The following is a 12,152-nucleotide window of genomic DNA, read 5'->3' on the forward strand; positions in this document are numbered from 1 at the left end:
CTGTTTAGATATTTCGGCTCATGGCCTCGTGAAAAAACCACTTCACAGGTAAGCCATTAATGACAAAATGCAAAAACCCTACGAATATTCGCAGGGCTTTTGTTTTATCACGCAGTTGAATCTTAAAACTGTTGAAACCAACGTTGGATCTGCTGTGGATCTTTGCTTTGCGTTAACGACAGCATCAGTAAAATGCGGGCTTTTTGCGGGTTAAGATTACCTGCTGCGATAAAGCCATATTTAGCATCGTCTATCTCGGCATCAAGCGTGGTTGCGCCTGTGGGCACTCGGCTAGAGCGAACGACTAAGGTGCCTTTTTGACTCGCCTTAGCTAAGGTATCAAATATTGAGTGGTAAATATTACCATTACCTACACCGGCGCTGACTATGCCATCAAAACCCGCTTCAACCATAGCTTTGACAGGTACATCACTGGCATTGGCGTAGTTATACACTATGCCTACCTGCGGTAACTTGTCGAGTTTGCTGACATCAAAAGGCGTTTGCGTAGTATGTTGACGCTCAGTTTTGCCCATGTATTCAATCTTGCTGTTATGGATAACGCCCAGTGGACCAAAGTTAGGCGCGGCAAAAGTGTGTACACCTGTAGTGTTAGTCTTAGTCACATCGCGGGCATTCAATACGGTATCGTTCATCACCACTAACACGCCTCAACCTTTAGATTCGAGGTTAGCGGCGGTCGCGACTGCGTTATACAGATTTATCGGGCCATCGGCACTCATGGCGGTTGATGGACGCATTGCCCCAACCAGTACTACAGGCTTATCGCTCTTGATGGTGAGATTTAAAAAATACGCCGTTTCCTCTAAGGTATCAGTACCATGGGTAATGACGATACCGTCGACATCTTTATCAGCCAATAGCAGATTGATGCGCTTGGCTAAGGCTAGCCAAACTTTATCGTTCATATCCTGCGAACCGATTTTAACCAGTTGCTCACCTTGAATATCGGCAAGTTGTTTCATTTCAGGCACGGCTGCAATTAAGCTACTAATGCCCACTTCACCAGCCTGATAGTTAGACTCAGTAGCCGATTGTCCGACTCCCGCAATAGTGCCACCCGTGGCAATAATACGTACCTGTGGAAGCGCCTGCGCCGCGGAGGAGAGAAATAACCCTAAAGTGACCGAGAGCAAAAGCTTACGCATTGGAAAATTCATGCTTACATCCTTTGATTAATAATAAACGCCCACAGTGTGCACTATTGTCTAAGCCTCACTGTGATAGCTCTCACTAAAATGAAATAACATATTTAGCGTTATCTAATTGATTATTTAAACTTTAAGGAAAACACCATGCATTTATTATTGAGTAGATTTAACTAATCAATGATTATTCGCTATTGACGCAGTGACAATTAAATATCGTATGGTTTATTTAATTTTAAAAACACTTGAATAAATATGTCGCCGATTGGTTAACGAATAACAAATCTATAGCTAATTTGCATCAAAAAGTAATGGCTCACACTAGTGATCCGAGTTGAGAGACTTATCTAAGAAAAAAAAGAAATACACTATTTCATACAGTTAAGTGATCACCATCCTAATCCTGTTATTGCCAAAGCGTTAAGATCTACTTCGATAGTCAAGGAGACGATTCTCCTTCATGTTTTCGATGAGTTATTCTTGATGTGTTACGTATACTTATTGTACACATCCACAACTCAATACTCGGAGATATATCTTACTATTAATTGGATTTAATAGGATCGAAATGAAAGATACTAATAGCGTACGGATCGAAGAAGATTTATTGGGCACGAAAGAAGTTTCCAATGAATTTTATTATGGCATACATACACTGCGTGCCATCGAAAACTTTAAGCTGAGTAATCAAAAAATTTCCGATGTACCTGAATTAGTCCGTGGCATGATGCTAACAAAAAAAGCCGCTGCCATGGCTAACAGTGAATTAGGCGCTGTAAGTCCTGAAATCGCTGACAAAATTATTGAAGCGTGCGATCTGATACTTACAACGGGTCGATTTGTTGATCAATTTCCGGTCGATGTTTATCAAGGAGGCGCAGGCACTTCAGTCAACATGAATACCAATGAGGTATTAGCCAACGTTGCACTGGAAATCATGGGGCTAGAAAAAGGCCGTTACGATGTCATCAACCCTAATGACCATGTTAATAAATGCCAATCGACCAACGATGCCTATCCAACAGGTTTCCGTATTGCGGTCATCAACAGTACCGATATTCTGTTAGATGCATTAACCGACCTTATCAGCGCTTTCGACACTAAAGCCACAGAGTTTAAAACCATCTTAAAAATGGGCCGCACTCAATTGCAAGATGCCGTGCCTATGACCTTAGGCCAAGAGTTTCATGCCTTTGCTGTTACATTGCGAGAAGAAATTAAGTCCATCAAGCGTTGCCAAGAGTTGTTGTTAGAAGTGAACTTAGGCGCAACCGCCATTGGTACAGGGCTCAATACGCCTGTCGGTTATTCTGCATTAGCCATTAAGTATCTGGCAGACATTACTGGCCGCGCCTATGTGCCAGCGGAAGATTTAATCGAAGCGACATCCGATTGTGGTGCCTACGTTATGCTGCACAGTGCAATTAAGCGTATGGCGATTAAAATGTCCAAGATTTGTAACGACCTACGCTTACTTTCATCGGGTCCACGTACAGGTCTGAAGGAGATTAATCTTCCTGAGCTGCAAGCGGGTTCCTCCATCATGCCAGCCAAGGTTAACCCTGTGATCCCTGAGGTCGTCAATCAGGTTGCCTTTAAGATTGTCGGCAACGATATCACTATCACTATGGCCGCCGAAGCTGGCCAATTACAGCTTAACGTAATGGAACCTGTGATTGGACAGGCGATGTTTGAGTCGCTCAGTTTGATGGGCAATGCCTGTATCTCCCTGCGTGAAAAATGCGTTGAAGGTATCACAGCCAATCCAGAGATCTGCATGGCCCATGTGATGAACTCTATCGGGATCGTGACCTACCTTAACCCAATCATCGGCCACCATGAAGGTGACATCATAGGCAAGATTTGCGCCCAAACGGGTAAAAATGTCCGTGAAGTGGTACTCGAACGCGGTTTGTTAACGGTTGAAGAACTCGATGACATTCTCTCAGTTGAAAACCTGATGAATCCTAAGTACAAAGCAAAAAACACCAGCAAAGCCAAAGTGTAACTCAGTGGGGCTGGGGAGCCTTCCCCAGCTCACAACTCGATGATTCAAGAATAAGCCTGCGCAGAGTGAATATGCGCAGGCTATTGAAATTAAAAATAAAATAGAGTTAACACTATGATTATATTAGAGATAATTATCGTCCTCGGGGCTATTTACCTTGGTGCAAGGATGGGTAGCATGGGAGTCGGCTTCGCTGGCGGTGTCGGGGTACTGATACTGACCGCGGGGATGGGACTCAAACCGGGCAATATCCCGATTGACGTGATCCTCATCATTATGTCAGTTATCACCGCGATTGCGGCCATGCAAGTGTCTGGAGGGATGGATTATTTAGTCTCACTGGCAGAAAAATTATTACGTAAGCATCCCAAACAAATCACCTTTCTGGCCCCTGTCGTCACCTATTTCATGACACTTTTTGCGGGTACAGGCCACACAGCATTCTCCACCTTACCTGTTATTGCCGAAGTCGCAAAAGAGCAAGGCATTCGCCCCTCTCGTCCCTTATCTATTGCCGTTGTCGCATCTCAAGTCGCCATTACCGCCTCACCGATTTCAGCGGCTGTCGTGTTCTTCTCAGGCATCTTAGAGCCGTTTGGCGTAGATTATTTAGTACTGTTAGCCGTTTGTATTCCCTCAACTTTTCTCGCCTGCATGGTCGGCGCCGTTGTTGCCAACTTAATGGGTAAAGAACTGGCCGATGATCCTGTCTATCAAGAACGCTTAGCCAAAGGTTTAGTCAAAACACGCGGTAAAACGGAGATCAAAATTAAAGCCGGCGCGAAACGATCTGTGATGATTTTCTTGCTGGCGATTGCGGCTGTCATGGCCTATGCCACTGCGATATCAGACAAAGTCGGTTTGATTGTTGACCCTGTATTGCCACGCGACGCCGCCATTATGGTGCTGATGCTCACGGCAGCTGCCGCTATTACGATTTTCTGTAAGTTAGACGCAAGTGAAATCTCTAACGCGGCCACCTTCAAGTCAGGCATGTCAGCCTGTGTTTGTGTGTTAGGTGTGGCTTGGTTAGGCGATACCTTAGTGTCGAATCATATCGAGGAAATCAAAGATCTTGCCGGCACCTTACTGCAAAGTCAGCCTTGGTTATTATCGGTAACCTTATTCTTTGCCTCCATGCTGCTCTACTCCCAAGGCGCGACAACAAAAGCGCTAATGCCCGCAGCCTTGGCGATTGGTGTAAGTCCATTGACAGCCGTAGCCTCTTTCGCCGCCGTCAGCGCGCTGTTTGTATTACCGACTTACCCCACGCTACTGGCTGCGGTCGAGATGGATGATACTGGCTCGACACGGATTGGTAAGGCGGTATTTAACCATCCGTTCCTGGTCCCTGGCGTTGTGACGATTGCCACCAGTGTGGCATTAGCCTTCCTGTTTGGCGGCATGATGCTGTAGCTCAATTTTACCCTAAGTGCTCTCAGGGCTAATGCCTACAAATGGATTAACCCTCTTCTTTTAATCTGTATCTATAGGCTTTGTTTTGGCGTGATGCAGGTACATTCACGCCATAGCAAATCGAGTAAGAGGTGAATTAATGTCAGCAAAAACGCGTGTTCCTACCGCCATTAACGGCGGACCATTTGGCCAAGCTTGGTCGGCTAAAGCAGACTGCTTACAAAGTGTGACAGGGCTTATATTAGGTATTTTCCTCTTATTTCATATGCATTTCGAGGCGAGCATTTTATTTGGTAAAGAAACCTTTTTTCACATGGTGCAATTCTTAGAAGGCAGTATGTTTAGCTCGACGGGTCATGGCTTCCCCATAGTGACCCAGATCATTTCAGTCATTATGCTGGTGATTGTTGCAGTACATGCCGCCACCGCACTACGTCGTTTTCCAGTGCAATTAGGCCAATGGCGAGCGATGCGTGGCTTCATGTCGACTATCAAGCATAGAGATACCCAAGCATGGTTCTGGCAGATGATCACCGGTTTCTTACTGTTTTTCTTAGTGTCAGCCCATCTTGCCACTATGATTTTAAACCCTGATATTGGCCCTCACCTTTCGGCCGAACGGGTTTACCACGATAACGCTTGGCTCTTATACGTGGTGTTTTTACCTATCGTGTTATTCCACGGCATCGTTGGTTTATACCGAGTGATATTAAAGTGGGGTGTGAGTAGTAACCGTCCACTTATCCGCACTATCGCGCAAGTATTGATCGTCTATTTATTGTGTTTAGGCACATTAAGCCTAGTGACCTATATCAATATTGGTATCGAATTAGTTTTGCCAGTACAACCGTTTATTCCTCAGTAATGGGCATGACGCTATCGGCGCACCTAGCCTGTATAGCAAGACAAACAACATACGGATCCTCCTCTGATACATAGTTGCAGCGCATCTATGCCCGAGGAGCGCAATGATAAATCCATGAAATGTTATCTAAATTATTAGATAAGGATCTGATTTGAAAATCATTTATACAGACTCATTAGTCATTGGCGCAGGATTGGCAGGCCTTAGAGTCGCGATTGCCACCAAAGAGCGAGGCCTAGATACCTTAGTGCTATCGTTAATTCCCGCAAAACGTTCACATTCGGCCGCCGCACAGGGCGGAATGCAAGCCAGCCTAGGCAATACCGTTAAAGGCATGGGCGATAACGAAGACATTCACTTTCAAGACACAGTCAAAGGTTCTGACTGGGGCTGCGATCAAGACGTCGCACGCATGTTTGCCCACGTTGCACCGAAAGCGATCCGTGAACTCACCAACTGGGGCGTGCCTTGGTCAAGGATTTCCGCCGGCCCGCGTGAAGTCATCATGAATGCGCAAAGGGTAACGCTCAATGAGGCCGAAGAAGCTCACGGCCTGATCAATGCCCGCGATTTTGGTGGCACAAAAAAATGGCGTACCTGTTACACCGCCGATGGCACTGGCCACTCTTTGCTGTATGCCGTCGATAACCAAGCTATCTCCATGGGCATTCCAGTACATGAACGGATTGAAGCCCTGTCGCTGATCCATGACGGTAAGCGTTGCCATGGAGTCATTGCCCGCTGTTTAGTCACAGGTGAATTGCGCGCTTATGTCGCCAAATCCACCACCATCGCCACCGGCGGTTATGGCAAGATTTATGAAATATCGACCAATGCCACCATCTGCGAAGGCATAGGCCAAGCGTTAGCACTCGATACTGGTGTCGCCACCTTAGGCAATATGGAAGCGGTGCAGTTTCACCCTACCGCCATAGTGCCCGCGGGGATCCTTACCACTGAAGGTTGTCGTGGTGATGGCGGTATCCTGCGCGATAAAGACGGCCATCGCTTTATGCCAGATTACGAGCCTGAGAAAAAAGAACTCGCTTCGCGCGATGTGGTGTCCCGCCGCATGACGGAACATATGCGTAAAGGCAATGGGGTCGAAAGCCCTTATGGCCCGCATCTGTGGCTGGATATTACTCAGCTGGGACGTGAGCATATCGAAACCAACCTGCGCGAAGTGAAAGAGATTTGTGATTACTTCCTCGGTATCGATCCTTGTAAAGACTGGATCCCCGTCAGACCTACCCAGCATTATTCCATGGGCGGCGTGCGCACCAATGCCACAGGTGAGAGTCCACAACTCAAAGGGCTGTTCAGTGTCGGAGAAGCGGCCTGTTGGGACATGCATGGTTTTAACCGTTTAGGCGGTAATTCGGTGGCAGAAACTGTGGTCGGCGGAATGATCATCGGCAAATATGTCGCTGATTTTTGTCAGAATAACGACTTAGAAATTGATACAGCGCTGACTCAAAAATTCATCGATAAATTGCAGCAAGAAATCGATGGACTGATCGAAGGCAACGGCACAGAAAACCCCTTCCAAATAAAGAAAGAAATGCAACGCATCATGATGAACTACGTCGGGATCTTCCGTAATGGACCCGAGTTAGATAAAGCCATCAAAGGCTTGAAAGACTTACTGCTGCGGGCAAAAAATCTTGGCCTTAAATGTAAAAAACGTCACGCCAATCCTGAGTTAGTCGAAGCGCTACGCGTCACCCGTATGTTGAAAGTGGCCCTAACCGTCGCCTGTGGCGCAGAGGCTCGCACTGAAAGCCGCGGCGCCCATTCACGGGAAGATTACCCACAACGCAATGATAAAGATTGGCTCAACCGCACACTGGCAACTTGGCCAGATGCCGAATCACTTGAACCAGTACTGCGTTATGAAGCGCTAGATGTGATGAAAATGGAGCTACCACCGGGATACCGTGGCTACGGTAACGATAATACTATCGCCCATCCAGATACCGAAAAACGCGTACAAGAAATCAATCAAGTGCTCGCGAGCTTAGGTGATGATCCCGATAGAAACACACTGCAGCGAGCCCTGATGCCATACGAGCTGCCAAGCCACCTGCAGGCTCCTAATGAACGCCTCAGCGATACCTTAGCGATCACTCCAGCCCAACCGGTAGGAAACAAACCACTATGAGCCGTCAAATCAGCTTTAATATCTTTCGCTACGATCCGCAAGATGGCCAAGACAAGCCAAAGATGGAACGTTATCAGTTGACTGAAACACCGGGCATGACAGTATTTATCGCCTTAAATCAACTACGTGAGCTACAAGACCCGTCACTGCAGTTCGACTTTGTCTGCCGCGCGGGCATCTGTGGCAGTTGCGCCATGGTGATCAATGGTTTCCCCACGCTTGCCTGTCGCACGTTAACGGCAAATTATCCTAATGGCGAAATCACCCTAATGCCGCTGCCCGGCTTCGAGCTGATTGGCGACTTATCGGTGAACACGGGTAAATTTATGCGTGAATTAGCCGAACGCTTAAAACTGTGGCTGCACCCTAGACCCGATGATCAGGACATTCATCGCCTCGAAAATCCAATGGCACCCGAAGAAGCCGCACGGATCTATGAGCTAGAACGCTGCGTCGAATGTGGCGTTTGCGTGTCGGCCTGCGCCACCAAACAAATGCGTGACACCTTTGTCGGCGCGGTTGGCATGATGAAAATCGCCCGCTTTGAAATGGATAGCAGAGACAGCCGCAGCGCGGATGATTTCTACCATGTGATTGGCAATCAAGATGGCGTATTTGGCTGTATGACGCTACTCGGCTGCCAAGATAACTGTCCCAAAGATTTGCCACACATGCAGCAAATCGCTTACCTGCGCCGCAAAATGGCCGCGACCATACTCTAATCCTCCCTCTAACGTCCCGCTGTTTTGGCGGGATTGATAGGATTGCACCTTTCCAAAACCAGCTGACAGCTTTTATCTGTCAGCTGCTGAGATACGAAGCCTAATTTCTTAGCTAGGCGCCTCCCCAGCACTATCACAAGTGCAAATCCTTACTACTAGCGATACAGCTCAATCGGCAACAAAATCCATTAGCGTAACGCGAGTAGTTGTTATGTAAGGAAACATAAATGAAACCGTCTAAACTTACATCAGCCATACTTGTGCTGAGCTTTGCCACACCTATTTTTGCCGTTCAAGCCAATAATACAGCAGAAACCAATGACGAATTACGCACTGAGTTACAACAAATTCAGCAGAGACTCGCCATGCTCGAAGCTCAAGAAAATGAGCCATCAGTGCCATCTGATACCCAGTTTAATTTTTATGGTTCTTTACGCCCAACCTTCGGCCTGACCCACACTAACTCGGACGATGTGTGGGATGTAGGCGATGCGAACTCGCGAATTGGCTTTGCCGCAGAACACCAGCTTGGCAATGGCTTAGTCGGGTTTGCGAAGGGGGAATTTAAGGTCGATATCAAAGATGACGGCGACTTTGGCGATGCACGTAAAGCCTATGTCGGATTAAAGGGATTTTTTGGTAGCGTTGCCATAGGTAAACAAGCCGTCACGCAGGAAATGATTTCCGATCCCGTTGATATCTTTAACCGCTCAGGAACGCCTCTGGCCTATGACAGTGCGAGCCCATTCAGGCTCAATAATCTCGTGACCTATCGTAAAGAGTTTGGCGACCTGTTATTTTCGGCCGATGCACAATTCGACGGCAATAAAGGCAGTGGCGGCAGTGACTTCGTTAACACGGGTATCCGTTATAAAACCGACTTCATCTACATTGCCGCGGCTTTTTATAATAAAGAGTTAGAGGACAACAAGGATGAAAATACATTCGGTGTAACCCTAGCGAAAAATTTCAATTCTCTGTTCCTCGCCGCAGCCTATCAAAACATTGAAAAAGACAGCGTCGATGGCACTACATTGGATGGTTCAACACTGGATGTAGTTGCAAGCTATCCCATCACTGACAGCTATAAAATCAAGCTAGGCGTGTCCAGATATGACGATGGCGACAATGACATCACCTCCGCGAAATACAATGCCTATAACACTACGCTGGAATGGCATAAAACACCGAAATTCAGCACCTTCATCGAATATCAAAAAACAGATTTTGAATACCGCGAAACCAATGACCAGATCATGCTAGGCATGCGTTATAACTTCGATTATACGTTCTAAGTTTCTATCTCAAACGTATCGTTATGTGAGCAAGCGAGGTGAAGGGTTTAACAACCTCGCCTACGGCCTCACAGCACAAAACTTAAAAACATAAAGACAAGAAACAACAAAGCCACGACTCGCGTGGCTTTGCTTATTTAAGACGATACCGTCTTTATGCTTCGATACGTTCCAAATTAGAACGGAATATCGTCATCCCAGCCATCATCCAAATCTGGAGTGAAGTTTTGCTGTGGTTGTGGCGCTGGACGCTGTGCCGGTGCTGCAGGCGCTTGATAAGCTGGCGCTGGAGCGGCTTGTGGCTTAGGCGCATAACCACCTTGTTGTGGTTGTTGAGCCTGTGGCTGACCATAACCTTGCTGCTGGGCAGGTGCTGGCGGAGCATATTGTTGCTGAGCTGGCGCTTGGTAAGCAGGTGCTGCTTGAGGCGCTGGCGCATATTGATTTTGCGCAGGCGCGGCTTGTTGTGGTGCAGATTGATAACCTGCGTTTTGTGGCATGCCGCCCATTGGCGCGCCTTGTGCTTGTCCACCTTGACCACGGCTACCTAGCATTTGCATGCTACCGCTTTGGTCGATAACTACTTCAGTGCTGTAACGGTCTTGACCACTTTGGTCTTTCCACTTACGAGTTTGCAGTTTACCTTCAAGGTAAACCTGTGAACCTTTACGCAGGTATTCACCGGTAATTTCAGCTAATTTTCCGAACAGAACCACACGGTGCCATTCAGTGCGCTCTTGCTGTTGACCCTGTTGGTCTTTCCACGATTCGCTAGTCGCTACTGTGATGTTTGCGACTGCATTACCGTTTGGCATATAACGCACTTCTGGATCTTGTCCCAAATTGCCAACCAAAATTACCTTGTTAACACCACGACTGGCCATTGAAATCTCCTGCGATTCTTTAAATAATCTATTAATTCAGTATGTTGTTTATCTTTATTGCCATAGAGGAAAATCAGCTTCCCCAAATACCACACGGCAGACCAGATATTATTGAGCAGAGCCTAACACAGCTCGTGCTTCTCTTAAATCGAAATGCTCGTCTACTTTGAGATAAGCTACTTTCTCGTCCAGCACGACTATGGCTTCAACAACGCCCATTAATTGGGATAACTGGGTTGCCATATCGCGCGCTTGCGCCTTGTCTTTCACTTCAGCTTCTAAGGTGTAACTCTTTAACAGCACAGGATTTTGCATGCCTAATGTCAGGAATAACCAAATAGACATTAAGATCACGGCAACAATAAATACCCCGACTGCGCCCACGAGCTGGAAAGCACCGCCACCGAGCATACCACCACAAAAAGCCCCTAAAAACTGGCTAGTAGAATACACGCCCATGGCCGAGCCTTTTTCGCCGACGGGGCAAAATTTGGCAATCAAACTTGGCAGTGAGGCTTCTAAATAGTTAAACCCAGTAAAGAAGAGCACCACAGCAAAACTCAATACCCAGAGATTGCTCGCAAATGCGGCCATCGACAGCAATGCCACTATCATGATCACGAGGGCAATTTGGAACATCGCCTTAGTATTTTTGCGCTTAACCCCTATGATGATTAACGGCACCATCAAAATAAACGCTCCCACAAAAGCGGGAAAATACAGCATCCAGTGTTTTTCTTTCACGAGCCCCGCATCCACCAGATCCAGCGGCAAAGCCACAAATACCGCGGTTAACACTAAATGCAGAATAAAAATCCCAGCGTTAAGCCTAAATAATTGCGGCTCGAGGAACATACGTTTGAGCTTAGCGGGCGTTGCGAGAGTGTCTCCCTTCGGCGCCTGAGTGATGGGATTAGGCACTAAAAACTGGATCAACAGCATACCGACAATAGCCAATACCGCCGTTAACCAAAACAATCCAGTCAACCCAAGATGTTGCGCGACGATAGGCCCCATTAGCAAAGACAGGGCAAAAGATAACCCGATACACATGCCAATAATCGCCATCACCTTAGTGCGCTGCTCGTCGCGGGTTAAATCCGCGGCCAGCGCCAGCACGGCAGCGGCAATCGCACCCATACCCTGTACAGCTCGACCAAAGACAACGCCATAAATCGTATCTGCGTTAGCAGCGATAACACTACCAATAGCAAACAACACTAAGCCACCGAGAATAATCGGCTTGCGACCATATTTGTCAGATAAAATCCCCATGGGGATTTGCAGCACGGCTTGAGTCAGGCCATAGGCGCCGATAGCAATACCCACCCACAGAGGCGAAAAGCCTTCGAGATGCTGACCATAAAGTGCAAAGACGGGCATGATCATAAACAAGCCCATCATGCGCAAACCAAATACACTGGCTAAAGAAAACGCGACTTTTTTCTCAGTACCCGAAAGTCCGTTGTTACCCATGATTTTGCCCTGGATTGAAGTCTTTTAAGGGGCGCATGTTACCACACCCAAAAGGATTTGCTCAAAAGGAAATAGTGGCCTAAACCACTGACTATACACTTAGCTTTTATCCCGTTTATCACGGACCTATATTGACTATGTCTGAGTTAAAATCTT

9 protein-coding genes and 1 pseudogene are annotated in these 12,152 nt (G+C 47.1%); 6 read left to right on the forward strand and 4 right to left on the reverse strand.

All coding sequences use genetic code 11. The annotated features are described in order from the left end of the window. Positions 1–122 precede the first annotated feature (122 nt). Complete coding sequence (locus tag L5L77_RS13545) at positions 123–536, reverse strand: hypothetical protein (protein WP_263222962.1); 414 nt, start codon at positions 534–536, stop codon at positions 123–125. Between the two features lie 3 nt (positions 537–539). Continuing rightward, a pseudogene (locus L5L77_RS13550) lies at positions 540–1,181 on the reverse strand (type II asparaginase); the annotation flags it as partial. A gap of 556 nt (positions 1,182–1,737) precedes the next feature. Here L5L77_RS13550 and aspA point away from each other — a divergent pair. The 6 genes from aspA to L5L77_RS13580 all read left to right on the forward strand — a co-directional run bounded on the left by aspA (position 1,738) and on the right by L5L77_RS13580 (position 9,636). After that, complete coding sequence (gene aspA, locus L5L77_RS13555) at positions 1,738–3,177, forward strand: aspartate ammonia-lyase (RefSeq protein WP_113940027.1); 1,440 nt, start codon at positions 1,738–1,740, stop codon at positions 3,175–3,177. Between the two features lie 114 nt (positions 3,178–3,291). Beyond that, the gene (locus L5L77_RS13560; protein WP_105251341.1) at positions 3,292–4,593 is read left to right on the forward strand and encodes an anaerobic C4-dicarboxylate transporter; all 1,302 of its coding nucleotides are present in this window, start codon (positions 3,292–3,294) and stop codon (positions 4,591–4,593) included. A 139-nt stretch (positions 4,594–4,732) separates the two neighbouring features. Beyond that, on the forward strand, positions 4,733–5,458 hold the full coding sequence (locus L5L77_RS13565; protein ID WP_168825590.1) for a fumarate reductase cytochrome b subunit: 726 nt from the start codon (positions 4,733–4,735) through the stop codon (positions 5,456–5,458). Between the two features lie 151 nt (positions 5,459–5,609). Further along, positions 5,610–7,619, forward strand: coding sequence for a fumarate reductase flavoprotein subunit (locus L5L77_RS13570; protein ID WP_263186120.1), 2,010 nt, complete (start codon positions 5,610–5,612; stop codon positions 7,617–7,619). Beyond that, a complete protein-coding gene (locus L5L77_RS13575; RefSeq protein ID WP_105251338.1) occupies positions 7,616–8,341 on the forward strand; it encodes a fumarate reductase iron-sulfur subunit in 726 nt (241 codons plus the stop codon). The genes L5L77_RS13570 and L5L77_RS13575 overlap by 4 nt, the downstream gene beginning before the upstream one ends. Positions 8,342–8,568: 227 nt before the next feature. Further along, on the forward strand, positions 8,569–9,636 hold the full coding sequence (locus L5L77_RS13580; RefSeq protein ID WP_105251337.1) for a porin: 1,068 nt from the start codon (positions 8,569–8,571) through the stop codon (positions 9,634–9,636). Positions 9,637–9,812: 176 nt separating this feature from the next. Here L5L77_RS13580 and ssb read toward each other — a convergent pair whose 3' ends face one another. Then, positions 9,813–10,520: a single-stranded DNA-binding protein gene (gene ssb, locus L5L77_RS13585; protein ID WP_131524379.1), complete on the reverse strand. Its 708-nt coding sequence runs from the start codon at positions 10,518–10,520 to the stop codon at positions 9,813–9,815. 108 nt (positions 10,521–10,628) lie between these two features. Then, a complete protein-coding gene (locus L5L77_RS13590) occupies positions 10,629–11,996 on the reverse strand; it encodes an MFS transporter (RefSeq protein WP_263176439.1) in 1,368 nt (455 codons plus the stop codon). Between the last annotated feature and the right edge of the window lie 156 nt (positions 11,997–12,152).

Origin of the sequence: Shewanella sp. SM29 (genome assembly GCF_025654245.1) — a bacterium.
Classification (GTDB): Bacteria; Pseudomonadota; Gammaproteobacteria; order Enterobacterales; family Shewanellaceae; genus Shewanella; species Shewanella oncorhynchi.